We start from the raw sequence: 26,074 nt of genomic DNA on the forward strand, positions 1-26,074 counted from the left end.
ATGACGCAGGCCGCGACGCTGGTGGCGAGCAGGGCCCGATGACGGCGACCCAGGCACGCCCTGCCGGCTACCCGACCGAGTGGGAGGCCGACGTCGTGCTCCGGGACGGCTCCGTGGCGCACCTCCGCCCGATCACGCCCAGCGACGTCGACGCGGTGCACCGGTTCCACGCCGGGCAGTCCGACGAGTCGATCTACATGCGGTTCTTCGCGCCCCTGCGCAAGCTCAGCGACCGTGACGTCACGCGCTTCACCAACGTCGACTACCACGACCGGGTGGCGCTGGTGGCGACGGTGCGGGGCGACATCATCGGCATCGGCCGCTACGACCGCATCACCCCGACCAGCGCCGAGGTCGCCTTCAACATCTCCGACTCCTACCAGGGCCGCGGCATCGGGTCGGTGCTGCTCGAGCACCTCGCGGTCATCGCCTGGGAGGCGGGGGTGCAGGAGTTCACCGCCGAGGTGCTGCCCCAGAACCGCAAGATGATCTCGGTCTTCGCCGACGCGGGGTACGAGGTGGCCCGCCGCTTCGAGGACGGTGTGGTCTCCCTCAGCTTCCGGATCCAGCCCACCGAGCGCTCGGAGGCGGTGCGCCTGTCCCGGGAGCACCGCGCCGAGTCCGTGAGCATGCACTCGGTGCTGTTCCCCGACTCGATCGCCGTCGTGGGCGCCAGCCGTCGCACCGACTCCATCGGGCACCACATCCTGGCCAACATCCAGGCCGCCGGGTTCAACGGCGCGGTGCACGCGGTCAACCGCGAGGCCATGGAGGTCCTCGGCCTGCCCGCCCACGCTCGGGTGTCGGAGATCCCCGGCGAGGTCGACCTGGCGGTGGTCGCCGTGCCCGCCGACGAGGTGCTCGACGTGGTCGCCGACTGCGCCGAGGCCGGGGTCAAGACGCTGCTGGTCGTGTCGGCGGGGTTCGCCGAGGCCGGGCCGGACGGGGAGGACCTGCAGCGTGAGCTGCTCGCCACCGCGCGCAGCGCCGGCATGCGGGTCCTGGGCCCCAACTCCTTCGGCGTCATCAACAACCACCCGAGCGTCCGACTCAACGCCTCGCTCGCCCCCGACCTGCCCCCACCGGGACGCCTCGGGCTCTTCGCGCAGAGCGGCGCCCTCGGCATCGCGGTGCTGGCGTCGGCGGCCCGGCGAGGCCTCGGCATCTCGGTCTTCGCGTCGGCCGGCAACCGCGTCGACGTCTCCGGCAACGACTTCATGCAGTACTGGATCGACGACGAGGACACCGACGCGGTCGGCCTCTACCTCGAGTCCATGGGCAACCCGCGCAAGTTCTCACGCATCGCCCGGAGGCTGGCGACGACCAAGCCCGTGATCGTGGTGAAGTCGGGGGTCTCGTCGTACGGCGTGCCGCCGGGTCACCGGGCCCGCACCACGAGGGTGCGCCCCGAGGCGTTCGACTCGATGCTGCGCCAGGCCGGTGTCATCAGGGTCGAGAACGTCCACCAGATGTTCGACGTCGCCCAGCTCGTCGTGCACCAGCCGCTGCCCCAGGGCAACCGGGTGGCCATCGTCGGCAACTCCGACGCCCTCGGCGCGCTCACGGCCGAGGCCTGCGTCAGCTGGGGCCTCGAGGTGGCCCACGGGCCGGTCTCGCTGCCCAGCGACGCGACGGGGGAGCGGTTCGCCGAGGCGCTCGCGGACGCGTTCGCCGACGCCGACGTCGACAGCGTGCTGACCTGCTTCATCCCGCCCCTGGTCACCCAGGACGAGGAGGTCGCGACGGCGGTGCGCAATGCGGCCATCGCGTCCGACAAGCCCTGCCTCGCAACGTTCCTCGGTATGCGGGGTGTCCTCGAGCGACTCTCCGACCAGCGCGAGGGCGGCCGGCTGGAGGTGGTCCCCGCCTACGCCATGCCGGAGGACGCCGTCCGCGCGCTCGCGGCGGCGACGCGGTACGCCGAGTGGCGGGCGCGCGACCACGGCGTGCCTGTGGGGCCGGTCGGCATCGACCGCGAGGCGGCCAGCGCGGTGGTCGAGCGCGTGCTGGCCGAGGCGCCGGAGGGTCGCCGGCTCACCCACCAGGAGGTGACCGAGCTGCTCTCGGCATACGGCATCGAGCTCTGGGGGAGCGTCCCGGTGCGCACGGTCGAGGAGGCCGTGGCCGCAGCGGGCTCCGTCGGCTACCCCGTGGTGATCAAGTCGGTGGCGCCGCTCATGCGCCACCAGCCGGGCCTCAGCGGCATCCGGGTCGACCTGCGCTCGGAGGCCCAGGTGCGGGAGGCGTTCGGCGCCCTGACCGAGCGGCTGGCACCGCTGTCGGCCAACACCTTCGTCGTCCAGCGCATGGCGAGCCTGGGTGTGTCCTGCGTGGTGCGCAGCGACGAGGACCCGTTGTTCGGCCCGGTCGTCTCCTTCAGCATCGCCGGACCGCCCACCGACCTGCTCGGCGACATCGGCCACCGCATCCCCCCGCTGACCGACGTCGACGTCTCCGACCTGATCTCCTCGGTCAAGGCCTCCCCGATGCTGCACGGCCACCGGGGGGCCGCACCCGTGCACCGGGCGGCGCTCGCCGACCTCATCGCGCGTGTCTCGGTGCTCGCCGACAACCTGCCGGAGGTGTCCAGCCTCGTCCTCAACCCGGTCAACGCCCAGCCCGCCGGGGTCGACGTCCTCGGCGCCGAGGTGGTCGTCGCCCCGACCACCCGCCGCAAGGACCCCGGTCGCCGCAGCCTGACGTAGGGCGGGCCCGGTGCGCCGCACGCGGCCCGACGAGGCCTCCGCCCCCGGCGGCGTCGGCCCGGGTAGGGCAAGATGGCCGGTATGGGCTCAACCTCCTCGCGCCGTGCCGCCGGACCGCTGGCCCTGCCGGACGACCTGACCAGGGCGATCGAGCAGGCGGGCTACTACCCGAGCCTGGTCGGTGACGTCGTCCAGGCGGCCCTCGGGGGCGACGAGGTGGTCTCCCACCTCGTGCACCAGGAGACGACGTTCGACCACGACGCGGTCCGCCGGCACATCACCGTCCTCGCCCTCACCGGCTCGCGGCTGGTCATCGCCCACGCCGACGACCACACCGACGAGCGTCCCGGCCACGAGGACGTCGCCACCGCGACGACCGAGAGCGTGCCTCTCAGCGCCGTCCGCGGCGTGATGGTCACCCACGTGGTCGCGCGTCCGCAGGAGTACCAGCCGGGCTCGCTCGGCCGCGAGATCACCCTCACGCTCGGCTGGGGGGCCGTGAGCCGGATCGACCTCGTGCCGGCCTCCTGCGCCGATCCAGACTGCGACGCCGACCACGGCTACGAGGGCAGCGTCGCCTCCGACGACATCTCCCTGCGGATCAGCGCCGACGCCGAGGGTGAGACAGCCCTGCAGCAGGCCCTCGACTTCGCCCAGGCCCTCTCGACCAGCATCGGCAGCTAGGCCCGTGCGCACGCCGAAGGCGATGCCCTAACCCATGCCACACGAAGGTCTGTTCCCCCCTCGGTACGACGCCGCCGGCCTCGCCGGTGTCCTCCCGGCCGTCGCCGCGAGCCTCGGCGTCCAGCGCTACGCGGGCTCCCTCGCGGCCGTCGGGGTCGACGGCCACGCGGGTGGACCCGCCGTCGTACACACCGGTGACGCCGAGGCCGCACCGGTCGCCGCGGCCCTGGAGTTCGGCCCCGCGCGGCGCGCTGTCGTGGTCCTCGTCGACGGGCTCGGCTACGAGCTGATCCGACGCAGGGGCGGTCACGCGCCGTTCCTGCGCTCGCTGCTGCCGGCCGCCCACCGCATCGGCTCGGGGTTCCCGTCGACGACGGCGACCTCGATGGGCACCTTCGGCACGGGCCTGCCACCGGGCAGCCACGGCCTGCTCGGCTACGAGGTGCTCGTCCCCGGCGAGGACCGGCTGGTCAACGAGCTCTCCTGGGAGGACGGTCCGGACCCGTTGCGCTGGCAGCCCCAGGCGACCGTCTTCGAGCACGCGGAGCGCGACGGGGTCGACGTGACCCGGGTGGGACCTGCCTTCTTCGACGGCTCCGGGCTGACCCGGGCCGCAGTGCGTGGTGGCCGGTTCCGCGCTGCCGACAGCCTCGCTGCCCGTGTCGACGCGTCCCTGGCGGCGGTCCGGGCGTCCAAGCGGTCCCTCGTCTACCTCTACTGGGGCGACCTCGACAAGGTCGGCCACGTGCACGGCTGCCAGTCGTGGGAGTGGGGCGACGAGCTCGAGGCGATCGACGCAGAGCTCGCGCGGCTGTGCCGGTCGGTGCCGTCCGACACGGCCGTCTACGTCACCGCCGACCACGGCATGGTCGACGCACCCCACGCCCTGCGCATCGACCTCGCCCACGACCCCGGGCTCGCCGCCGGCGTCCGCCACGTCGGGGGGGAGGCCCGGGCGCTGCAGCTCTACTGCGAGCCCGGTGCCGCCGACGACGTCTTCCACACGTGGACCGAGCGGGTGGCCGAGCGCGCCTGGATCCGCACCCGTGAGGACGCCGTGGCGCAGGGCTGGTTCGGGCCTGTCAGCGCGGGCAACCTGCCCCGCATCGGCGACGTGGTGGTCGCCATGCGCGACAACTTCGCGATCGTGGACTCCCGGCGTGCCCGCCCGCAGCTGCTCGCACTCGTCGGGCTGCACGGTTCGCTGACACCCGAGGAGTCCGCGATACCCCTCTTCCACGTCCCGGCCAAGGACACCGCCTAGGGTGGTCGCTCGTGGCTGAGCTCGTCTTCTTCTCCGGGACCATGGACTGCGGCAAGTCGACCCTTGCGCTCCAGATGGACCACAACCACCGAGCCCGTGGCCGGTCCGGGATCATCTACACCAAGCTCGACCGGGCCGGCACCGACGTGCTGTCCTCGCGGCTGGGGCTGTCGACCCCCGCCCACGAGGTCGGCGACGAGCTCGACTTCTGGGACGCGGTCGTCGAGCACGCGACGCAGGGCCTGCGCATCGACTACCTCATCTGCGACGAGGTGCAGTTCTACACACCCGCGCAGGTCGAGCAGCTCGCGCGGCTCGTCGACGAGATGGGCATCGACGTCTTCGCGTTCGGGATCACCGCCGACTTCCGCACCCAGCTCTTCCCCGGTTCGCGGCGGATGATCGAGCTGGCCGACAAGGTGCAGGTGCTCCAGGTCGAGGCGCTGTGCTGGTGCGGGCGCCGGGCCACCCACAACGCGCGCGTCGTCGACGGTGCCATGGTCGTCGAGGGAGAGCAGGTCGTCGTCGGCGACACCAAGGCAGGCACCGAGACTCTCGTGGAGTACGAGGTGCTGTGCCGGCGCCACTTCATGCGGCGGATGAACTCGGCCGCGGCCCGGGCGGCCGCGTCCTCGCCGGACGTGCTGCCGTTCGACCTCGACCTCTGCCCCGTGCCGCCCTGCTGAGAGGCACCCGTACGGCGTGAGCTGCGGGGCCCCAGCCCGGGGCGTCAGTCGCGGGGCTTGGCCCCGAACATCACGTCGTCCCAGCTCGGCACACTGCGCCGACCGGACTTCTTCGCCGGGCGGGGCCGTGCCGGCGCGGCAGGTGCCTCGTCGACCGGTTCGGGTTCCGTGGCCGGCTCGGGCTCCGGCTCGACGTCCTCCACCGCCACGTCGTCGAGGTCCTCCGGCTCCTGCGAACCCGCGTCCGCGACGTCCTCGGGGACCACGTCCTCCCGGGCCGCGTCGTCGAGGTCGGCGTCGGCCGCCGAGTGCTCCTCGACGTCGTGCTCCTCGATGTGGTCGCTGAAGTCGTCGGTGAGGTCGTCGACGACGAGAGCGGCCGCCTCCTCGGTGCGCTCGGGCTGCTCGGCGTCCGCAGTGGGGGCCGAGGGCTGGTCGGCCGCGGGGGTTGGGGCGGCGGGCAGGACGTCGTCGCCCACCGAGCCGGTGCCGGGCGTGGGATCCAAGGGGTGCGGACCACGGGCCGCCGGGGGCGGCGGCATGGTCTCGGGGTCGTAGGCGAGGTCCTCCAGGGGGAGGGCGTCCTCGCGGGGCGCCTCGTCGACGGGCGTCTGAGACGCCGGTCCCTTGCGACGCCGCGGGCGACCGCGGTGCGAGGCGCGCTCGCGCATGGCGCTCATGAGGTCGAGCGGCTCCTCGCCGCGCAGCGGCGCGGGCCGGCGCGGGGTGGTGGCCTGCACACCGCCCTCGGCCTCGACGTCGTACACGGTCGTGGCCCGGACGGGGGTGGAGACCAGGTGCGGCGTGGGCAGGGGAGAGGCACCGCCGGCGGTGTCCTCCTCGCTGAGCCAGCGCGCCTCGTCGTCGGACGCGGTCACGGTGCGGGCCTGGACGTCGAACTGCCAGCGGGCCTGGCGCTCGCGTCCGCCGGCCGGGAAGGTGACGACGACGGTCCACTCGCCGCTCTCGCTGCGGGCGGAGTCCCACTCGGCCAGGGCCGGGTCGACGCCGCGGCCGGACAGGCGGGTGCTGACCCGGGCAGCCAGGGTCGGGGTCGTGGACCCGGCGCCTGCGCGTCCACGGAGCCGGACCGCGCGGGCCAGCCCGGCGACGTACTCGCGCTCGGCGAGGATGGGCCCCTCGTAGCGGCGCACCTTCTCCACCGCCCAGCCCGAGCGGTCGGCGACCTCCTCGGCGCTGAGGCCGGCCCGGATCATCGCCTGGACGTCACGCGGGCGCAGGCCGCCGTCGATCTCGATCTGCAGCTGACCGAGCCGTGGCCGGTCACGGCGCACGGCCGCCCGCAGGGGTTCGTCGAGGGGAACGCCGTACTGCTCGCCCTCCGCGTCGGACAGCAGCAGCCGCTGGCCGTCCTCATGGACACCGATCAGCCGCAGGTCGCGCATTGCCTTCTCCCGTATCGCCACATCAGGGTGGACTCTGCCACCCCCGACCTCGCCGAGGAAGCGCCCACGCCGCGAGGGTACTTTTGACTCGCGATGCTCACCCTCGACACCCACCTCCAGCTGGCCCTCGACCTCGTCGGGGTGTTCGCGTTCGCCCTGTCGGGCGGCCTGGTGGCGGTGAAGAAGCGGCTGGACCTCTTCGGGGTGCTCGTCCTCGCGGGCGCGGCGGCGCTCGGCGGCGGGGTGCTGCGCGACCTGCTCATCGGCGACCTGCCGCCGGTGGGCATCTCCGACTGGCGGCTGCTGACCAGCGCCCTGGTCGCGGGGCTGGTGACCTTCGTCTACCACCCGGGGGTCGAGCGCATCTCGCGCTTCGTCCGGGTCCTGGACGCCGCGGGCCTGGCGGTCTTCGCCATCGGCGGGTCGCTCAAGGCGCTGGGGGCGGGAATGGACCCGCTGACCGCCGTGATCGTGGGCGGGATCACCGCCGTCGGCGGCGGCATCGTCCGTGACGTCCTGGCCGGGCAGGTCCCCGAGGTCCTGCGCCGAGAGATGTACGCCCTGCCGGCCCTGCTGGGGTCGGCCCTGATCGTGACCGCCCACCACTTCGACCTCGTCAACCCGCTGGTGATCTGGGGCTGTGTCGCCCTGGTCTTCGCCGTGCGGATGGTGGCGGTCGTGCTCGACGTCCACGCACCCAAGCCCCTGCGAACCGGAGAACTCACGTGAGCCCTGACCCCAGCCCGCTCGACCCCTACGACGGGATCCTCCTGCTGTCCTTCGGCGGTCCGGAGAAGCCCGAGGACGTCCTACCGTTCCTGCGCACCGTCACAGCGGGCAAGAACATCCCCGACGAGCGGCTCGAGGAGGTCGGTGAGCACTACTACGGCTTCGGTGGCCGCAGCCCGATCAACGACCAGAACCGCGCCCTCATCGCCGCCCTGCGCGCCGAGCTCGACCGGCGGGAGATCTCGACGCCGGTCATCTGGGGCAACCGCAACTTCACGCCGTTCGTCGGCGAGGCGCTGCGCGAGGCCCATGACCAGGGCCTGAACCGGCTCGTCACCGTCATGACCAGCGCCTACTCCTGCTACTCGTCGTGCCGGCAGTACCGCGAGGACCTCGCCGCCGCGACCGAGAAGGTGGCCTCCGAGGGCATCGACGTCGCCGTCGACAAGATCCGCACCTACGCCAACCACCCCGGCTTCTCGCGCACCAACAGCCGCCTGGTCACCGAGGCCGTCCGCGAGGTGCTGCGCGGCGGCACCGAGGCGGGCGACATACGCCTGCTGTTCGTGACGCACTCCATCCCGACGGCCATGGACGAGACCTCGGGCCCCGGCGACGAGGTGGGCAGCGCGTACTCGCGCCAGCACGTGGCGCTCGGGGCGGCGATCACCGAGGAGGTCAACGCGACCCTGGACACCGGCCTCAGCGGCGAGCTGGTGTTCTGCTCCCGCTCGGGGCCGCCGAGCCAGCCGTGGCTCGAGCCCGACGTCAACGACCGGCTCGAGGAGCTGGCGGCCGAGGGGGCGACCGTGGTGGTCGTGGCCCCGATCGGCTTCGTGTCCGACCACATGGAGGTCGTCTACGACCTCGACACCGAGGCTGCGGCGACGGCCGAGAAGCTCGGGCTCCAGCTGGTGCGGGTACCCACCGTGGGGATCGACCCCGAGTTCGTGTCCGGGTTGGTCGACCTCGTCGAGGAGCGGGCGGCCGTGGCCCGGGGCGAGCAGCCGGCCCAGCCCTCCTGGCCCGGGACCACGCCGCTGCGCTCGACCTGCGCCCCGGGCTGCTGCCCCAACCTGCGCACGGCCAAGCCGGCCCTCTGCGGCCAGGACTGAGGGTGGCCGGGGTGGGGGCAGGTTCGGGGGTGGCCGGCACGGGGGACGGCGCGGAGCCCTGGGACCTGCAGGTGCCTGACGAGGGTGAGCTCCGGGAGTTCGAGGAGCTGGCGGTCCGTGTCGCCCTCGAGGCAGGTCGCCTCATCGTCGACGAGCGTCCGGCCGACCTCGGCGTGGCCAGCACGAAGTCCTCCGCGACCGACGTCGTCACCGTGATGGACGAGCGTGCCCAGGCGCTCATCCGCACGCGGCTGCACGAGGCGAGGCCGCAGGACGGCTTCCTCGGCGAGGAGGCGCCCGGGACCACCGGCCGCTCGCGGGTCACCTGGGTCGTGGACCCCATCGACGGGACGGTCAACTACCTCTACGCGATCCCCGCGTACGCCGTGTCCGTCGCCGCCGTCGTCGGGGACCCCACGACCCCGGGGGCCTGGCGGCCGGTGGCCGGCGCGGTGGTCAACCCCGTCAGCGGACAGCTCTTCCACGCCCGCCTCGGCGGGGGCGCGCACCTGCGCATCGTCGACGGCGGCCCGGCACGACGGCTGGCGGTCGGCGCGCCGCCCGAGCTCGGGCAGGCGCTCGCAGGCACCGGGTTCGGCTACGACGCGGGACGTCGCCTGTGGCAGGCGCGCGTGCTGACCGAGGTGCTCCCGCACGTTCGCGACATCCGGCGCATCGGGAGCGCGGCCCTCGACATCTGCTCGGTGGCCCTCGGCACGCTCGACTGCTACTTCGAGCGGGGTCTCAACCCGTGGGACCTCGCGGCCGCGTGGCTGGTGCTGACCGAGGCCGGAGGGCTGTTCACGGGTCTCGGGGGTGGGGCGCCCGACCCCTCACTGGTCGTGGGGGCCGCGGCGCCGCTGCACGGTGAGCTCTCGGAGCTGGTGCGCCGGGCGGTCGAGGCCGCCGGCGCCGAGTAGGGACGGCGACGACCAGGGCGGGGACGGGACAGAGGTGACGACCGGCGCGCGGCCAGGGGCTCGCGCCGGTCGATGTACTCGGCCGGTGTGCTCAGGCGGCGTGGTAGTCGGAGAGCGCGGGGATGCGCAGACCGTGCTCCTGGGCGAGCCGGGCGAGGTTCTCCAGCTCGGCCTCCTGGACGGTGGCGAGGTAGTCGTCGCCGGTCTCCTGCGCGGTTCGCAGGTTCTGCACCGCGCGGCTGGCGCGGCGGGTGATCTCGGTGTGGAACTCGGTCATGGTGCACCCCTCTCTGAGTCGTTCGACGAGTCGGTTCGGGCGGGCAGTTCGCTGACGTGAGGTCAGGACTCTAGACGCACAGACGCGTTTCGACCCAGTCCGGGTTGCCCGCCCTGGGTGAATCTTGGGTGAACCGAGACCGCCCCGAGACGTCGCCAGCACGGCCAAGAGGAGGTCGTCGGCCGGCTCGGGAGATGATCGGCGCGCTCCCGTCGTGCCCCCGGGCGACGGTCCGTGGACCCAGGGATGACGCCATCTCGCGGATAGGGCACAATCCCCGCCGCAGGTGGGCACAAAACCATGACGGTCAGCGTTGACACCGGCGACTCGACTTCCCGATCACCGGGAGGACGACTGATGCGACAGAAGAGAGAGAGCGACAGCGACTATGGCGACTGACTACGACGCGCCGCGCAAGACCGATGACGAGCTGTCCGAGGACTCGATCGAGGAGCTGAAGTCCCGCCGGGTCGACAAGAGCGCCTCCAGCGTCGACGTCGACGAGACCGAGCAGGCCGAGGGCTTCGAGCTCCCCGGCGCCGACCTGTCCGGGGAGGAGCTCTCCGTCCGGGTCATCCCGCGGCAGTACGACGAGTTCACCTGCTCGCGGTGCTTCTTGGTGCACCACCGCAGCCAGCTGGCCAAGGAGGTCAACGGGCAGATGGTGTGCCGGGAGTGCGCAGCCTGACGTGAGCAGAGCGGGATAGGGTCAGTCCACGTGACTGGCCCTATCCGCGTATCGGTGCCCCTTCGGCGGCTCGACCCCGACCTCCCGGTGCCCACCTACGCGCACGACGGTGACGCCGGCGCCGACCTGCACGCCGCCACCGACGTGACCATCGCCCCCGGCGAGCGCACGCTGGTCCCCACGGGACTGGCGCTGGCCATCCCGGACGGGTACGTCGGCCTGGTGCACCCCCGCTCCGGCCTCGCGGCCCGCCACGGGATCACCATCGTCAACGCGCCGGGCACCGTCGACGCCGGCTACCGCGGCGAGGTGCTGGTCAACCTGGTCAACCTCGACCCGCGCGAGCCGTTCACCGTGCGACGCGGTGACCGCATCGCCCAGCTCGTGGTGCAAGAGGTGGCCCGCGCCGAGTTCATCGAGGTGGATTCGCTCGAAGACACCTCCCGGGGGGACACTGGACACGGGTCCAGTGGCGGCTTCGGCACCCACAACCAGACGACGAAGGACTGACTGACCAGTGGCGCTTTTCCGACGAGGCAAGAAGACCGAACCGGCCGACGAGACGGGACAGGTGGCCGACACCGGGTCGGCTGCGGAAGGTGTCGACGGCGCTGACGCCGCAGAGGCCGCCGGCGTGCTCGAGTCCGCCGAGCAGGGCTCACTGGCGACGACCCTAGCTGGCGACGAGGCTGCAGGCGGGGCCGCCGCCGACGGCCGCGGCCCGTTCGACAGCAGTGAGGTCGACGCCGCCGACGACGGTCGCCTCGACCTCGGGGCCCTGCGCATCCGCGGGGTCGCCGGCATGGAGCTGCGCCTGGAGGTCGACGAGGCTGCTGACCAGGTCGTCGGCGCCACCGCGGTCCTCGGCGACTCCGCCGTGCAGATCCAGGCCTTCGCCGCCCCCCGCACACTGGGCATCTGGGACGAGATCCGCGCCGAGATCGCCGAGTCCATCCTCGACCAGGGCGGCACCGCCGACGAGGTGAGGGGCCCGCTCGGCACCGAGCTGCGCACCCGTATGCCTTCCGCCGGCCCCGACGGCCGCACGGTCTTCGCCCCCGCTCGGTTCGCCGGGGTCGACGGGCCACGCTGGTTCCTGCGGGCCGTGTTCTCCGGCCGCGCCGCGATCGACGACGAGGCTGCCGCGCCACTGCTCGACGTGGTGCGCGACGCCGTCGTCGTCCGCGGCGACAGCGCCATGGCGCCGCGCGAGATGCTCCCGCTCACGCTGCCCGCCCAGCCGGGAGCCGCGGCCGACCACGACCACCAGCACGACCACGAGCACGCGGACGACGAGGGCGGCACCGGGGTCCGGGCCGACGACCTCAAGCCGTTCGAGCGCGGACCCGAGATCACCGAGGTCAGGTAGGCAGCCATGGCTGGCAAGACCACCGTCACCCCCACCGCTCGCGACGCCGCCGGGAAGGACCACAAGTCGGCCCTTGCCCGGCTGGGGGAGCGGCTGACCAAGTCGGTCACCCAGATGGAGGCCGACGAGCTGCAGGAGGACGCGGCCCGCCTCGGGTGCACCCCGATGTGCGACCTTCGCGACCGCCAGGAGGCGACCGTCTCCGGCACCGTCCGGGCCGTCACCCTGCGGCCGCGCGTCAACGTCCCGGCCCTGGTGATCGACCTCTACGACGGCAGCCGCACCATCAACCTGGTCTGGCTCGGCCGGCGCTCCATCGCGGGGATCCAGCCCGGCACCTACCTGCGGGCCAACGGCCGCGTCACCTACTACCGGGGCATCCCGACCATCTTCAACCCCGCCTACGAGATCGTGCCGCTGCGTGCACACTGACCACGAGGTGCAGGCCACCGTCGAGGAGGTCATCCGACAGCGCCTGTCCCGGGCCCTCGGCGGCTGGCGCGGCTCCGCGGAGACCGCTCTGCCCACGGTCCTGTTCGTCGCGATCTGGACGTGGACCCATGACGTGCGAACTGCCGTCGTCGCGGCCGGCGTGGGCATCGTCGTCCTGGCGCTGGTGCGCCTCGTGCAGCGCCAGAGCCTGCAGTTCGTCGGCTCGGCAGCCGTCGCGACCGGCATCGCCGCGTTCTTCGCCCTGCGCAGCGGCCGCGCCCAGGACGCGTTCCTCCCGGGCATCCTGACCAGCGCAGCCTGGGGCGTGGGTGCCCTCGTGTCCGTGGTGGCGCGCTGGCCGCTCGTGGGCTTCATGGTCGGGGCGGGTGACCCGCGGGCCACCGAGGACCCCTTCGCCTGGCACCGCGACCGCGGGCTCGTGCGCGTGTGCCAGCGGCTCACCATGGTGCTCGTGGTGATGTACGCCGTGCGCGTCTCCATCATGCTGCCGCTCTGGTTCGCCGGCGAGGTGGGCTGGCTCGGCGTCTGCAAGGTGGCGCTCGGCTGGCCGCTGTGGCTGGTCGGCCTGGCCGTCATGGGCCTGATGCTCGTGCGCGGCGAGACCGCCCAGGAGGTGCCGGCCCCGGACGGACACCACGTCGAGCACCACCGGCACGGCCTGCCGGAAGGCGAACCGCTCGAGCCGTGAGCCCGCTCGACCTGGGAGCCGCTCGAGCCGTGAGCCCGCCTTGGCGGTGGAGTCCCCTTGCGGGGTCGGTCAGGCCTCGCCGCGCGGGTTGCGCTGTCCCGGGCTCAGCATGGCCTCGAGCTCGTCCTCGAACTCCGGCGTCGAGATGAACAGCAGCTCGTCGTGCGGCTCGAGGGAGTCGTCCCGGCTCGGGGCGATGGGGTGGTCCTCGCGGATGATGCCCACCAGCACGGTCTCACCGGGGAAGTCGACGTCGCCGACGCGCTTGCCCGCGTAGGGGCTGTCGGCGGGCAGCGTGAGCTCGACCATCGTCGCCTTGCCCTGCTGGAACTGGAAGATCCGCACGAGGTCGCCGACGCTCACGGCCTCCTCGACCAGCGCCGTCATCAGGCGCGGCGTCGAGACGGCGACGTCGACGCCCCAGGCCTCGTCGAACATCCACTCGTTCTTGGGGTTGTTGACGCGGGCCACGGTGCGGGGCACCCCGAACTCGGTCTTGGCCAGCAGGGACACCACGAGGTTGACCTTGTCGTCACCGGTCGAGGCGACGACCACGTCGCACTCGGCGAGGCCGGCCTCGTGCAGGGCGGTGATCTCGCACGCGTCGGCGAGCAGCCAGTTGGCCTCCGGGACGCGACTGGACTGGATGTCCTTGCGCTCCTTGTCCATCAGCAGGACCTGGTGGCCGTTGTGCAGCAGCTCGCGGGCGATGGAGCGGCCGACGCTCCCTGCTCCGGCGATGACGACGCGCATTCGGGATTCCTTTGTGGCTCAGTGCCCGGACGGGACGGGAGGGGCGTCGAGGGTGCGCTCGACGGCAGGCAGCTCGGCCGCGAGGGTCGCGAGGTGGATGAGGTCGCCCTCCTGGAACACGGTGTCGGCCGTGGGCAGGATGCCCGACCCCAGGCGGGTGAGGTAGGCGGCACGCGTGCCGGTGGCGGACTCGAGCTCGCTGACGAGCCGGCCGACCCACCCGGGGTTGACCGTGACCTCGGCGACGACCACCTTGCCCGACGGGTCGACCAGCTCGGGCACATGGCCCTGGGGGAGCAGGCGACGCAGCATCTGGTCGGAGGTCCACTTCACCGTGGCGACGGTGGGGATGCCGAGGCGCTGGTAGACCTCGGCGCGGCCGGGGTCGTAGATGCGCGCGACGACGTGCTCGACGCCGAAGGTCTCGCGGGCCACCCGGGCGGCGAGGATGTTGGAGTTGTCACCGCTGGAGACGGCGGCGAACGCGTAGGCGTCGGAGATACCTGCCTCGATGAGGGTGTCGCGGTCGAAGCCGACACCGGTGACCCGGCTCCCCTCGAACGCGGACCCGAGGCGCCGGAACGCGGACTCCTCCTGGTCGATCACCGCCACGTCGTGGCCCTGGTTCTCGAGGCTCAGGGCGAGGGAGGACCCGACGCGGCCGCAGCCCATGATCACGAAGTGCACGGCGCCGACGCTACACCGCGGCGTACCACGTCCGCGCACCCTGCCGCGGTGTGCCGCGGGCACGCACCATCCCCTGGTGACGCCTAGAGTGTTCGCCGTGGCAACCTCAGGACGCGTCCTCAAACGGGTGCTCGTCGGTCGCGCGATGCGCAGCGACCGGCTCGGCGAGACCCTGCTCCCCAAGAAGCTCGCGCTCCCGATCTTCGCGAGCGACGCCCTGTCGTCGGTCGCCTACGCGCCGGACGAGATCTTCCTGACCCTGGGCCTCGCGGGTGGTGTGCTGGCCCTGACCCACTCGTGGCAGATCGGCCTGTGCGTCGTCGCCGTCATGCTCGTGGTCGTCGCGTCCTACCGGCAGAACGTGCACGCCTACCCCTCCGGCGGCGGTGACTACGAGGTGGCCAACACCAACCTCGGGCCCAAGGCCGGCCTCACCGTCGCCTCGGCGCTGCTGGTCGACTACGTCCTCACCGTGGCGGTGTCGATCTCCTCGGGCGTGCAGAACGCCGCCGCTGCGCTGCCGTTCATCCGCGGCCACGAGGTCGTCGTGGCGGTGGCGCTCGTGGTGCTGCTGACGGCGATGAACCTGCGCGGCGTGCGCGAGTCCGGGCAGGCGTTCGCGTTGCCGGTGTACCTGTTCATGTTGAGCGTGATCGGCATGGGCATCGTCGGTGTCATCCGTGAGGCGACCGGCAGCCTCCCCGACGCGGAGAGCGCCCGGCTGACCCTGGCGCCGGAGACGGGCTACCAGAGCCTGGGCAGCTTCGCGATGCTGTTCCTGCTGCTGCGGGCGTTCTCCTCCGGCTGTGCGGCGCTGACCGGTGTCGAGGCCATCTCCAACGGGGTACCGGCCTTCAAGAAGCCCAAGAGCCGCAACGCCGCGACCACCCTGCTGCTCATGGGTGTCATCGCCATCACCATGCTCATGTCGATGCTGACGCTGGCCAGGTGGACCGGCGTGAAGTACGCGGAGAACCCGGCGACCCAGCTCCTGCGCGACGGCAAGCCGGTCGGCGACGGCTACGTCCAGGACACGATCATGGGCCAGGTCTCCAAGGCCGTGTTCTCGGGCTTCCACCCGGGCGTCATCATCGTGTCGATCGTCGCGGGGCTCATCCTCATCCTCGCGGCGAACACCGCGTTCAACGGATTCCCCGTCCTCGGCTCGATCCTCGCCAAGGACGGCTACCTGCCCCGTCAGCTGCACACCCGTGGTGACCGGCTCGCGTTCTCCAACGGCATCCTCATCCTCGCCGGTGCGGCGGCCTTCCTCATCGTGCTCTACGACGCCGAGGTCACCAAGCTGATCCAGCTCTACATCGTCGGCGTCTTCGTGTCGTTCACGCTGAGCCAGACCGGCATGATCCGGCACTGGAACCGGCACCTGCGCCTCGAGCGCGACCGCGCCGAGCGCACCCGTATGCAGCGCAGCCGGGTCATCAACGCCATCGGCGCCACGATGTCCGGGATCGTGCTCGTGGTGGTGCTGCTCACCAAGTTCGTGCACGGCGCCGGGTACGCGATCGCGGCCATGGTGGTGCTGTTCTTCCTCATGCTCGGGATCCACAAGCACTACGAGCGGGTCCGCGCCGAGCTGAGGGTCCTCGACGACGACCTCGACGCGCAGATGCTGCCGAGCCGGGTGCACGCCATCGTCCTGGTCTCCAAGATCCACAAGCCGACGCTGCGCGCCCTCGCCTACGCCCGGGCCACCCGGCCGTCCAAGCTCGAGGCGATCACGGTCAACGTCGAGCCCGACGAGACCAAGGCGCTGCAGGACGAATGGGACCGCCGCGACATCCCGGTGCCCCTCAAAGCCCTCGACTCGCCCTACCGTGAGATCACCAGGCCCGTGGTCGACTACGTGAAGTCGCTGCGCTCCGGCCACCCGCGCGACGTCGTGGTCGTCTACATCCCGGAGTACGTCCTGGGCAAGTGGTACGAGCAGGTCCTGCACAACCAGAGCGCGCTGCGCCTCAAGGGGCGGCTGCTGTTCACCCCGGGCGTCATGGTCGCCAGCGTCCCGTGGCAGCTCGCCTCCTCCGAGGGCCAGGAAGAGCGTTTCGACGGGCCCACCGCGGGCTCGGTCCGCCTCGGCCAGTGACCGGCTCCCCGCCCGGGGCCGGCTCCCACCGCGGGACCGACGGCACCGGAGACCGTGTCGGCGAGCGCTCGGTCGGTGAGCTGTCCGTCGGTGACGTCGTCGAGGTCGAGGTCGGACCCGTCGCGCACGGCGGCTTCTGCATCGCCCGGTACGAGGGGCGCGTCGTCTTCCTGCGCCACGCCCTGCCGGGGGAGCGGGTCCGTGCCCGTGTCACCGAGGCGAAGCCGGGCCAGCGCTTCGTCCGCGCCGATGCGGTCGAGGTCGTCGAGGCGAGCGAGCACCGTGTCACCGCACCCTGCCCGTATGCCGGGCCGGGGCTCTGCGGCGGGTGCGACTTCCAGCACGTCGAGGTGGGGCACCAGCGCGAGCTCAAGGCCGCCGTCGTGCGCGAGCAGTTCTCGCGCCTCGCCCACCTCGAGGTCGCGGTCGCGGTGGAGCCGGTGCCCGGCGACCACGACGGCCTCGGCTGGCGGACACGGGTCGAGTTCGCCGTCGACGAGGCCGGCCGGGCGGGACTGCGCCAGCACCGGTCGCACGACGTGGTGCCCGTCGACACGTGCCTCATCGCCGACGAGCGGGTCCTCGCCACCGGTGTCCTGCATGGCCACTGGGACGGCGAGCAGGCGGTCGACGTCGTCGCCCCGTCCACGGGCGAGGCCGTCGTCGTGCCGGTCCCGTCGGGGGAGCAGGACGTCCCGACCGTCGTCGAGCACGTCGCGGCGCAGCGCTTCGCCGGCGACTTCCAGGTCTCGGCCCGGGGGTTCTGGCAGGTGCACCCCGGCGCCGCAGCCACCTTCGTCGACACCGTCCTGGAGGTTCTCGCGCCTCGCGAGGGGGAGACGGCGCTCGACCTCTACTCCGGTGTCGGCCTGTTCGCCGCGGCCCTCGCCGAGGCGGTCGGGCCCGGCGGCAAGGTCGTCGCGGTGGAGTCCGACGCCGACGCGGTGGCCTCCGCCGCGGCCAACCTCGCCGCGTACCCCTCCGTCCTCGCCCTGCGCGCTCGCGTCGACGACGCATTCGGGGTGGCGCGGCCGAAGCGCTCAGGACCCGGTTCGCGCGGGCAGCGCTCCCGCAAGCTGCGTCGCCACCCCCTGCTGCCGCTGCGCGCCGACCTCGTGGTCCTCGACCCGCCGCGGACGGGGGCGGGCAAGGACGTCGTGGCCCAGGTCGCCGCGCTGGAGCCACGAGCCATCGCCTACGTCGCGTGCGACCCCGCGGCCCTGGCCCGGGACGCGGCGTGGCTTCTCGAGGCCGGCTACCGGCTGGAGGGGCTGCACGCGTTCGACGCCTTCCCGATGACGCACCACGTCGAGTGCGTCGCCGTGTTCGGCCGGTGACCCACCCCGCGCCGTCGGCCCCGACGTCGGGGTCGGTGTGGCGGTACCCGGGTATGCCGGCGCTCGGTCTGGTGTCCGTGTTCGGGTTCAGCGGGTACGCCGCCCTGCTCTCGGTCGCGCCGCTGTGGGCGGCCCGGGGTGGCGCCGACGCGGTCGGCTCCGGACTCGTCAACGGGGTGCTGCTGGCGGCCACGGTGCTGACCCAGCTCGGGGTGCCGGCCCTGCTGCGCCGCCTGGGCCACGGACCCGTCATCGCCGCCGGCGTCCTCCTCATGGGCGTCGCCTCGCCCGCCTACCTGCTGTCCGACGCGCTGGGGCCGGTGCTGGCGCTGTCTGCGGTGCGGGGCATCGGGTTCGGCATCATCACGGTCACCGGGTCGGCCGTGGTCGCCCACCTCGTACCGGCCGCCAGGCGGGGCGCCGCGGTGGGCGCCTACGGCCTCGCCGTGGCCGTCCCCAACCTCGTCCTGCTCCCGGCCTCGGTGGCGGTGGCCGACCGCTGGGGCTTCGGCTGGGTCTTCGCCGTGGGCGCGCTGCCGGTCGTCGCCTCACCCTTCGCCTTCGCGGTGGGGCGGGCCCTTGGGGAGGCCGACCGGGTCGCCGGCAGGACGCCCCGCCTCGACCGGCGCACGGCGTGGGCCGTCGCGCGGCCGACCGCCGTCCTCTTCGCCGTGACGATGGCCGGGGGAGGGCTGCTCACCTTCGCGCCGCAGGTCGTGGACTCCGCGTCCGCGTCCTGGGTGCTGCTCGTGCTTGGGGTGGGCACCGCCGCGTGCCGCTGGGGTGCCGGCCACCTCTCGGACCGGTACGGCGCCGAGCGGTTCCTCGCGCCGCTGCTGCTCGTCGGCGCCGCCGGTCTGTGCCTGTGTGCCTGGGCGGCGCAGCGCGGGGGTGGCCTCGGGCTCCTGCTCGCAGGGGCGGCGTTGGCCGGGGTCGCGTACGGCGGCCTGCAGAACCTCACCCTCGTGGTGGCCTTCCACCAGGTGGACCGCGGCCACATCCCCGTCGCGAGCGCCGGCTGGAACATCGGCTTCGACGGCGGCACCGCGGCCGGCGCCGTGGCCATGGGCGCGATCGCGACGGCGTCCGGCTTCGGGGCAGGGTTCCTCGCGCTCGCCGTCGTGTGCGTCGCCGCGCTCCCGCTGTGCGTCCCCGCCCGGGGACGGGCCGCGGGCGGTGCGGCGGACGAGGTCGCCTAGGCTCCTGCGTCGTGCCCGAAGCCCCCGCGCAGGTCCCGTTCACCCACCACGTCGAGGTCCACTTCTACGAGGTCGACCAGGTGGGAGTGGTCTTCAACGCCTGGTACCTCGCGTGGTGCGACGACGCCCGCCTCGCCTACCTCGCCGCGCGGGGCTACGGCCTCGAGGAGGCCAAGGCGGCCGACGCGCTCCCGCTGGTCCGGCACGCCGACATCGAGTGGCTGGCGAGCCTGTCGGCCGGGGACCGCGCCGACATCGTCGTGCGGCCGGTCCGCGTCGGGTCCACGAGCTTCACGCTGCGCCACGAGATCCACCGCGCGAGCGACGGCCTGCTGTGCGCCGTGCTCACCATCACCTACGTGGCGGCTGGGCTGGGGGAGCGCACCAAACGTGAGCTGCCACTTTCGCTCCGTACGGCATTGGACGAGGATCGAGACCGGACCTGACCACGCACGACCGACGTGATATCTTGACGTCAAGATAAATCGAGATCGACCAGCAGAGTGCAGCGACGCACAACTGAGCATCGAAGGAGCAGGCAGTGGCCAGCACGAACAGCTTCAACGCCCACGGTGAACTCACGGTCGGCGACCAGTCCTACGAGATCTACCGGCTGTCCGCGGTCGAGGGTGCCGAGTCCCTCCCGTACAGCCTCAAGGTGCTGCTGGAGAACCTCCTGCGCACCGAGGACGGCGCCAACATCACCGCCGACCACATCCGGGCCCTGGGCTCCTGGGACGAGAACGCCGACCCCGACACCGAGATCCAGTTCACGCCCGCCCGCGTGATCATGCAGGACTTCACCGGCGTGCCGTGCGTCGTCGACCTGGCCACGATGCGCGAGGCCGTCGCCGAGCTCGGTGGCGACCCCGCCAAGATCAACCCGCTCAGCCCCGCCGAGATGGTCATCGACCACTCCGTGATCATCGACGTGTTCGGCCGCGCCGACGCCTTCGAGAAGAACGTCGAGATCGAGTACGAGCGCAACCGTGAGCGCTACCAGTTCCTGCGCTGGGGCCAGACCGCGTTCGACGACTTCAAGGTCGTTCCTCCGGGCACCGGCATCGTCCACCAGGTCAACATCGAGCACCTCGCCCGCACCGTCATGGTCCGCGACGGCGTGGCCTACCCCGACACCTGCGTCGGCACCGACTCGCACACCACCATGGTCAACGGCCTCGGCGTGCTCGGCTGGGGCGTCGGCGGCATCGAGGCCGAGGCGGCCATGCTCGGCCAGCCCGTGTCGATGCTCATCCCGCGCGTGGTCGGCTTCAGGCTGTCCGGCTCGATCCCGCCGGGCGCCACCGCCACCGACGTCGTCCTCACGATCACCGAGATGCTGCGCAAGCACGGCGTCGTCGGCAAGTTCGTCGAGTTCTACGGCGAGGGCGTCGGCGCCGTGCCGCTGGCCAACCGCGCCACGATCGGCAACATGAGCCCCGAGTTCGGCTCGACCTGCGCGATCTTCCCGATCGACGACGTGACCCTGGAGTACCTGCGCCTCACCGGTCGCTCCGACGAGTCGGTCGCCCTCGTGGAGGCCTACGCCAAGGAGCAGGGCATGTGGCTGCAGGCCGGCCCGGACCAGCCCGAGTCGCGCTACTCCGAGTACCTCGAGCTCGACCTGTCCACGGTCGTCCCCTCCATCGCCGGCCCCAAGCGCCCCCAGGACCGCATCGCCCTCACCGACGCCAAGGACGCCTTCCGCAAGGTGCTCCCCACCTACGTCTCGCACCACGAGGGCGACGCCGGCATGGCGACCAGCTTCCCGGCGAGCGACCCCTCGCCGCAGGGTGCGACGGACGGCACCAACGGCGGCTCCAAGCCGGCCGACGAGGGTGACGGCGTCGGCCGCCCGACCCGCAAGGTGAGCGTCACCACCGCGGAGGGCGCGACGTTCGAGATCGACCACGGCATCGTGTCGATCGCCTCGATCACCTCCTGCACCAACACCTCCAACCCGTCGGTGATGATGGCCGCGGCCATGCTGGCCAAGAACGCGGTGGACCGCGGGCTCACCGTGGCCCCGTGGGTGAAGACGTCGATGGCACCCGGCTCCAAGGTGGTCTCCGACTACTACGAGAAGGCCGGCATGTGGCCCTACCTCGAGAAGCTCGGCTTCCACCTCGTCGGCTACGGCTGCACCACCTGCATCGGCAACTCCGGCCCCCTGTCGGACGAGATCTCCAAGGCCATCAACGACAACGACCTCGCCGTCGTGTCGGTGCTGTCGGGCAACCGCAACTTCGAGGGCCGCATCAACCCCGACGTGAAGATGAACTACCTCGCGTCGCCGCCCCTGGTCATCGCCTACGCCCTCGCCGGCACCATGGACTTCGACTTCGACGCCGAGCCCCTGGGCCAGGACACCGACGGCAAGGACGTGTTCCTCAAGGACCTGTGGCCGAGCCCGGCCGACGTCGAGCAGACCATCGCCGAGAGCATCAACAAGGAGATGTTCACCAAGGACTACGCCGACGTCTTCGCGGGTGACGAGCGCTGGCAGTCCCTGCCGACGCCCGAGGGCAAGACCTTCGACTGGGCCGACGACTCCACCTACGTCCGCAAGCCCCCGTACTTCGACGGCATGCAGATGGAGACGACGCCGGTCGAGGACATCTCGGGTGCGCGGGTCCTGGCCAAGCTCGGTGACTCGGTCACGACCGACCACATCAGCCCGGCCGGCTCGATCAAGGCCGACAGCCCGGCCGGCAAGTACCTCGCAGAGCGCGGTATCGAGCGCAAGGACTTCAACTCCTACGGCTCGCGCCGCGGCAACCACGAGGTGATGATCCGCGGCACGTTCGCCAACATCCGGCTCAAGAACCTGCTCCTCGACGGTGTCGAGGGCGGCTTCACCCGCAACTTCCTGGCGGGTGGCGAGCAGACGACGATCTTCGACGCCTCGTCCGCCTACCAGGAGGCCGGCGTCCCGCTCGTCATCCTGGCGGGCAAGGAGTACGGCTCGGGCTCCTCGCGCGACTGGGCTGCGAAGGGCACCCGCCTGCTCGGGGTCAAGGCCGTCATCGCCGAGAGCTACGAGCGCATCCACCGCTCGAATCTCATTGGCATGGGCGTGATTCCGCTCCAGTACCCGGCCGGGCAGAACGCCGAGTCGCTCGGCCTCGACGGCACCGAGACCTTCTCGATCACCGGCATCACGGCGCTCAACGAGGGCTCGACGCCGAAGACGGTCAAGGTCGTCGCAGAGCGCGAAGGCGCGGACTCGGTGGAGTTCGACGCGGTCGTCCGCATCGACACCCCCGGGGAGGCCGACTACTACCGCAACGGCGGCATCCTGCAGTACGTCCTGCGCTCGCTCGTCAACAGCTGACGCCGCCGCGCGCCGAAGCCGGCGCCCGGCCACGAGGGCCCGTCCACCACTGGTGGGCGGGCCCTTCGCCGTAGGGCTCGTACGTCGGATGGGGGAGGTCTCGCGTGTGTTTGCCTTCGTTCGGGGTTGCGAGGGTCGATTCCTGATGTTTCACTGAGTGAAGTACTTCTCGGAGCTGGGGAACTCAGGAGATGACATGCGGGGGATCGCGCGCACTGACAGCCTGGTGAGGCTGGTCATGTGGGGCGCGCTCCTGGCGGTGGCGTGGATCCTGTTCAGCCCGGGCAAGGCGAGCGCCAGCGAGCACCCCGTCCAAGACGTCGTGCGTTCGACGACTTCGCTGACCGGCGCCGTACGCGATGTGCCAAAGGCGTTGCCGCAGAAGGACTTTCGTGACTCGCGGGTCAAGGTGATGAAGTCGGTGGTCGAGCCCGTGCTCACTCCGGTCTCGACCACGACCAGCGCCCTGGACCCGGTCGTGGCCACCACCGCGCACTCCGTGAGGGCCGTCGTCGACAGCACCGTGGCGACGGTGGATGCCACGACCGAGTCGGTGCCGGTCCTCGCCCCGTCGGTGAGGGAGATCACGGGCCTCGTCGACCAGGTGGCCGACGCGCTGCCCGTCATCGGCTCCTCGCCCGTGGTCGAGCTCCCGCTTCCCGCGGTGCCGTCAGGCTCAGGACCCTCCACCTCGTCGCCGGTGGTGCCTGCGGGCGCCGGCGTCTCGACCGTCTCGGTGTCCGGGGACGTGCGTGCGGACGACTCAGCGGCGCCGGCGACAAGGCGGGTGTCGGGTCTGCGACCGGTCGTCGATGTCACCGCGGAAGCGGCCCCGGCTGGGCCGATCTCGGAGGCGATGACCGGCGGCAACACTCATCCGGGCGCCGCGGATGGCGCCGGTCCGACCGGTGCGACTGCGCCTCGTCAGCCGCAGCCGTGGCCGTCCCAACCCACTCCGGCGTCCCCGGCCCCGGCTCCCGCGAGCGCCGGGTCCACCAGCCAGCTGCAGGGTGCCGACGTCCCGGCCGTCCTGCCCTCCAAGCCATCGACGAGCGGCGCCGCAGCAGGCGCCCTCCCCTCCAGCGACGACCGGGCGCCCGGCGCCCTGAACACCCGACCCGGCCTCCGACCTGACTGATGCGGCTCCGGCGCCTCCTAGCGCGGCGTGAGAGCAGTGCCTGCACGACGCGGGCGACCACAGCAGACGTCAGGAAGGAAGAACCATGCACACCTACGTGCGTCGAGGGCTGCAGGCAGCCCTCATGGTCGGGGGCGGGATCCTGTTCTTTGCAGGGCACGCTTCCGCGGAAGAGAACACGACGGGCGCCGACAGCGCCCTCGGCGGCAACCAGGTGGCCGTGGCCGCCTCGGTGCCGGTGCCGGTGTCGGGCAACTCGATCAGCCTCATCGGTGACTCGAGCTCGTCAGGGGCCGACAGCTCCGCGCAGAGCACCCCAGCGGGCTCGTCGTCGTCCACCACGGACGGGTCGAGCTCGGTCGCCGGCGGCAACCAGGGGGACCTCGCCGTCGCGCTCCCCGTCGACCTCAGTGGCAACAGCATCTCGGTGATCGGGGACTCCTCGTCCACCGGTGCAGACAGCACAGCCTCGGGGTCGGGCGGCTCGACCTCGGGTGGCGCCACCGCGACTGGTGGTTCGACCTCGGGCGAGGACTCGGCTGCTGGTGGCAACCAGGTCACCGCTCCGGTGACGGCTCCGGTTGTCGCTGGTGGCAACGCGGTGTCGGTGATCGGGGACTCGACCTCGACCGGTGCCAACAGCACGGCCTCGGGGTCGGGCGGCTCGACCTCGGGTGGCGCCACCACGACTGGTGGTTCGACCTCGGGTGAGGACTCGGCCGCTGGTGGCAACCAGGCGACGGCCCCGGTGACGGCTCCGGTCGTGGCTGGTGGCAACGCGGTGTCGGTGATCGGTGACTCGACCTCGACCGGCGCCGACAGCACGGGCACGGGCTCGGGAACGCAGGAAAGTGGTGCTGCGACTGGTGGTTCGACCTCCGGTGAGGACTCGGCTGGCGGTGGCAACCAGGTCACCCTGCCCGTCACGGTGCCCGTCGGTATCGGAGGCAACGCCGTCTCCGTCATCGGCGACTCGACCACCACAGGCGCGGATACCTCCGCCACCGACCCCGGTGACGGGAACGACCCCGGCACCGGCCCGGGCGACGGGACCGATCCCGGTACGGGCACCGACCCCGGTGACGGAACCGGTCCCGGTACCGGCGACGCCGGCACCGTGCCGTCCGGCGGGGCGGACTCGCTGCCGGCCGCCGAGCTGGGCTCCCAGGCTGCGTCGGCCGTGCCGGCCCTGGCAGCACCGGCCGTTCAGGGTTCCCTGGCGATGACGGGGAGCGATCCCCTTCCGCTGCTGGGGATCGCCGTGCTCCTGCTCCTGGCAGGACTGCGGCTGCGGGTCGTCTCCAGGCAGTTCGCTGCCCGGGGGTGAACCCGCGCCGGGGTGGGGCGGGCGTTGGCAGCACCCCCACGACGCCCGCTCCGTCCCGGCACCTCGCCCGACCATGCGCCGTACCTCGCCACGGCAGTGCCGTGGACGTCGTCCCACCCCGCCCCGGCGGCAGCCTGCCGTCAGGGGCCCCGTAGCGTGGCCGCCATGGCGACCTCGTTGACCGCTGCCGTGGACTGGGCGATGGACAAGTCGCTCGTGCTGGGCTACACCCGTCTGGGTCCTCGGCTGAGACGGTCGTGGTGGCCGTCGGACCCGCGTCCGGGCTGCCTGGCCGGTCGGCACGTGCTGGTCACTGGCGCGAGCGGGGGACTGGGGCTTGCGACCGCTGCCGGCCTGGCTCCACTGGGAGCGACGGTGCACCTGCTCGGTCGCAGCGCCGACCGCCTCGCGCAGGCGGAACAGACGCTGCTGGAGAGGATGCCGTCCGCGCGGGTGGAGACCGTGGTGTGCGACGTGAGCGACCTCGACGCCGTGCGCGAGTTCGCGACGTCCTTCGCCGCCCGGGTGCCGAGGCTGCACGCAGTGGTGCACAACGCGGGCGTCCTGCCGCCCGAGCGCCGGACCTCTCCCCAGGGGCACGAGCTCACCCTCGCCACCCACGTGCTGGGTCCGCACCTCATGACCGGGCTGCTGGCGGACACGCTCGGGGGAGGGCGCGTCGTCGTGGTGACCTCCGGCGGTGCCTACAGCCAGAAGCTCGCCCTCGACGACCCCGAGTACCTCGAGGGGGACTACAGCGGCGTCACCGCCTACGCCCGGACCAAGCGCATGCAGATCGTGCTCGCCGAGCTGTGGGCGGACCACCTGCGCTCCCGCGACGTCTCGGTCCACTCGATGCACCCCGGCTGGGCCGACACCCCTGGCGTCACCGACTCGCTGCCAGGGTTCGCGACCGTCATGGGTCCGCTGCTGCGCTCACCTGCCGAGGGCGCCGACACGGTGACCTGGCTGGTTGCCACCGACGACCGGCTGGGGACCGGCGGGTTCTGGCACGACCGCAGGCGTCGCCCGACCCACTACGCACCGGTCGGGGTGGAGACCGAGGACCAGCGGCAGCGGTTCTGGGACTTCGTCGTCGAGGCGACGGGGGAGTCGCTCGGCTGATCGAGGTGTCCGGCGTCCTCGCCATGGCCTAGAATCGAACACATGTTCGAACACGCCGGTCTGGTCGCGAGGCGGACTGTGCCGGC

24 protein-coding genes are annotated in these 26,074 nt (G+C 72.3%); 20 read left to right on the top strand and 4 right to left on the bottom strand.

Going from position 1 to position 26,074, the window contains the following annotated elements; translation table 11 throughout:
* Positions 1–38: 38 nt before the first annotated feature.
* The 4 genes from ASG70_RS12015 (at position 39) to ASG70_RS12030 (ending at position 5,339) form a co-directional block, all read left to right on the top strand.
* Complete coding sequence (locus ASG70_RS12015; protein ID WP_056883985.1) at positions 39–2,705, top strand: bifunctional GNAT family N-acetyltransferase/acetate--CoA ligase family protein; 2,667 nt, start codon at positions 39–41, stop codon at positions 2,703–2,705.
* A gap of 81 nt (positions 2,706–2,786) precedes the next feature.
* A complete protein-coding gene (locus tag ASG70_RS12020) occupies positions 2,787–3,389 on the top strand; it encodes a DUF5998 family protein (RefSeq protein ID WP_056883986.1) in 603 nt (200 codons plus the stop codon).
* A 34-nt stretch (positions 3,390–3,423) separates the two neighbouring features.
* Positions 3,424–4,653: an alkaline phosphatase family protein gene (locus ASG70_RS12025; protein WP_056883987.1), complete on the top strand. Its 1,230-nt coding sequence runs from the start codon at positions 3,424–3,426 to the stop codon at positions 4,651–4,653.
* An 11-nt stretch (positions 4,654–4,664) separates the two neighbouring features.
* Positions 4,665–5,339: a thymidine kinase gene (locus ASG70_RS12030; protein WP_056883988.1), complete on the top strand. Its 675-nt coding sequence runs from the start codon at positions 4,665–4,667 to the stop codon at positions 5,337–5,339.
* Positions 5,340–5,383: 44 nt separating this feature from the next.
* Here the strand turns inward: ASG70_RS12030 and sepH are convergent, their stop codons facing one another.
* Entirely contained in the window at positions 5,384–6,745 is a 1,362-nt protein-coding gene (gene sepH, locus ASG70_RS12035; RefSeq protein WP_056883989.1) for a septation protein SepH, read from the bottom strand.
* Positions 6,746–6,838: 93 nt separating this feature from the next.
* On the opposite strand from sepH, the gene ASG70_RS12040 reads away from it, so the two are divergent.
* Genes ASG70_RS12040 through ASG70_RS12050 form a run of 3 tightly spaced genes read left to right on the top strand, consistent with a single transcriptional unit; the run spans position 6,839 to position 9,509 of the window.
* A complete protein-coding gene (locus tag ASG70_RS12040) occupies positions 6,839–7,474 on the top strand; it encodes a trimeric intracellular cation channel family protein (protein ID WP_056883990.1) in 636 nt (211 codons plus the stop codon).
* Complete coding sequence (locus ASG70_RS12045) at positions 7,471–8,589, top strand: ferrochelatase (protein ID WP_056883991.1); 1,119 nt, start codon at positions 7,471–7,473, stop codon at positions 8,587–8,589. The genes ASG70_RS12040 and ASG70_RS12045 overlap by 4 nt, the downstream gene beginning before the upstream one ends.
* Positions 8,590–8,618: 29 nt before the next feature.
* The gene (locus ASG70_RS12050; protein WP_235531461.1) at positions 8,619–9,509 is read left to right on the top strand and encodes an inositol monophosphatase family protein; all 891 of its coding nucleotides are present in this window, start codon (positions 8,619–8,621) and stop codon (positions 9,507–9,509) included.
* A gap of 91 nt (positions 9,510–9,600) precedes the next feature.
* On the opposite strand, the gene ASG70_RS12055 is transcribed toward ASG70_RS12050, so the two are convergent.
* Complete coding sequence (locus ASG70_RS12055; RefSeq protein WP_056883992.1) at positions 9,601–9,786, bottom strand: hypothetical protein; 186 nt, start codon at positions 9,784–9,786, stop codon at positions 9,601–9,603.
* 388 nt (positions 9,787–10,174) lie between these two features.
* Between ASG70_RS12055 and ASG70_RS12060 the strand changes: the two genes are divergently transcribed.
* From ASG70_RS12060 to ASG70_RS12080, 5 genes are all read left to right on the top strand, one after another.
* Positions 10,175–10,474: a DUF4193 domain-containing protein gene (locus ASG70_RS12060; RefSeq protein WP_056883993.1), complete on the top strand. Its 300-nt coding sequence runs from the start codon at positions 10,175–10,177 to the stop codon at positions 10,472–10,474.
* Positions 10,475–10,528: 54 nt separating this feature from the next.
* Positions 10,529–10,984: a dUTP diphosphatase gene (gene dut, locus ASG70_RS12065; protein ID WP_235531462.1), complete on the top strand. Its 456-nt coding sequence runs from the start codon at positions 10,529–10,531 to the stop codon at positions 10,982–10,984.
* Positions 10,985–10,991: 7 nt separating this feature from the next.
* Positions 10,992–11,843: a DUF3710 domain-containing protein gene (locus ASG70_RS12070; RefSeq protein ID WP_056883995.1), complete on the top strand. Its 852-nt coding sequence runs from the start codon at positions 10,992–10,994 to the stop codon at positions 11,841–11,843.
* A 114-nt stretch (positions 11,844–11,957) separates the two neighbouring features.
* Positions 11,958–12,275 carry an OB-fold nucleic acid binding domain-containing protein gene (locus ASG70_RS12075; protein WP_200949273.1) on the top strand — a complete coding sequence of 106 codons (318 nt, stop codon included), beginning with the start codon at positions 11,958–11,960 and terminating at the stop codon, positions 12,273–12,275.
* Positions 12,265–12,984: a DUF3159 domain-containing protein gene (locus tag ASG70_RS12080; protein ID WP_082590581.1), complete on the top strand. Its 720-nt coding sequence runs from the start codon at positions 12,265–12,267 to the stop codon at positions 12,982–12,984. Before ASG70_RS12075 ends, ASG70_RS12080 begins: the two co-directional genes overlap by 11 nt.
* Positions 12,985–13,053: 69 nt before the next feature.
* Here the strand turns inward: ASG70_RS12080 and ASG70_RS12085 are convergent, their stop codons facing one another.
* Both ASG70_RS12085 and ASG70_RS12090 read right to left on the bottom strand, forming a co-directional pair.
* Positions 13,054–13,737, bottom strand: a complete 684-nt coding sequence (locus ASG70_RS12085; protein ID WP_056883996.1) for a TrkA family potassium uptake protein — start codon at positions 13,735–13,737, stop codon at positions 13,054–13,056.
* 18 nt (positions 13,738–13,755) lie between these two features.
* Complete coding sequence (locus ASG70_RS12090) at positions 13,756–14,424, bottom strand: TrkA family potassium uptake protein (protein WP_056883997.1); 669 nt, start codon at positions 14,422–14,424, stop codon at positions 13,756–13,758.
* Positions 14,425–14,569: 145 nt separating this feature from the next.
* Here ASG70_RS12090 and ASG70_RS12095 point away from each other — a divergent pair, with 145 nt between their 5' ends.
* The 8 genes from ASG70_RS12095 (at position 14,570) to ASG70_RS12130 (ending at position 25,988) form a co-directional block, all read left to right on the top strand.
* Complete coding sequence (locus ASG70_RS12095) at positions 14,570–16,528, top strand: APC family permease (protein WP_200949274.1); 1,959 nt, start codon at positions 14,570–14,572, stop codon at positions 16,526–16,528.
* Positions 16,525–17,865, top strand: a complete 1,341-nt coding sequence (locus ASG70_RS12100) for a class I SAM-dependent RNA methyltransferase (RefSeq protein WP_235531463.1) — start codon at positions 16,525–16,527, stop codon at positions 17,863–17,865. The genes ASG70_RS12095 and ASG70_RS12100 overlap by 4 nt, the downstream gene beginning before the upstream one ends.
* Positions 17,862–19,064 carry an MFS transporter gene (locus ASG70_RS12105; protein WP_156399950.1) on the top strand — a complete coding sequence of 401 codons (1,203 nt, stop codon included), beginning with the start codon at positions 17,862–17,864 and terminating at the stop codon, positions 19,062–19,064. Before ASG70_RS12100 ends, ASG70_RS12105 begins: the two co-directional genes overlap by 4 nt.
* Before the next feature lie 11 nt (positions 19,065–19,075).
* Positions 19,076–19,510, top strand: coding sequence for a thioesterase family protein (locus ASG70_RS12110; protein ID WP_056883998.1), 435 nt, complete (start codon positions 19,076–19,078; stop codon positions 19,508–19,510).
* 95 nt (positions 19,511–19,605) lie between these two features.
* Entirely contained in the window at positions 19,606–22,398 is a 2,793-nt protein-coding gene (gene acnA, locus ASG70_RS12115; RefSeq protein WP_056883999.1) for an aconitate hydratase AcnA, read from the top strand.
* A 196-nt stretch (positions 22,399–22,594) separates the two neighbouring features.
* Positions 22,595–23,536, top strand: coding sequence for a hypothetical protein (locus tag ASG70_RS12120; protein WP_056884000.1), 942 nt, complete (start codon positions 22,595–22,597; stop codon positions 23,534–23,536).
* Positions 23,537–23,621: 85 nt separating this feature from the next.
* On the top strand, positions 23,622–24,863 hold the full coding sequence (locus ASG70_RS12125) for a chaplin family protein (RefSeq protein ID WP_056884001.1): 1,242 nt from the start codon (positions 23,622–23,624) through the stop codon (positions 24,861–24,863).
* Between the two features lie 165 nt (positions 24,864–25,028).
* Complete coding sequence (locus ASG70_RS12130; RefSeq protein ID WP_056884002.1) at positions 25,029–25,988, top strand: SDR family NAD(P)-dependent oxidoreductase; 960 nt, start codon at positions 25,029–25,031, stop codon at positions 25,986–25,988.
* Positions 25,989–26,074: the final 86 nt, after the last annotated feature.

The sequence above is a fragment of the Phycicoccus sp. Soil748 genome (assembly GCF_001428025.1).
Classification (GTDB): Bacteria; Actinomycetota; Actinomycetes; order Actinomycetales; family Dermatophilaceae; genus Pedococcus.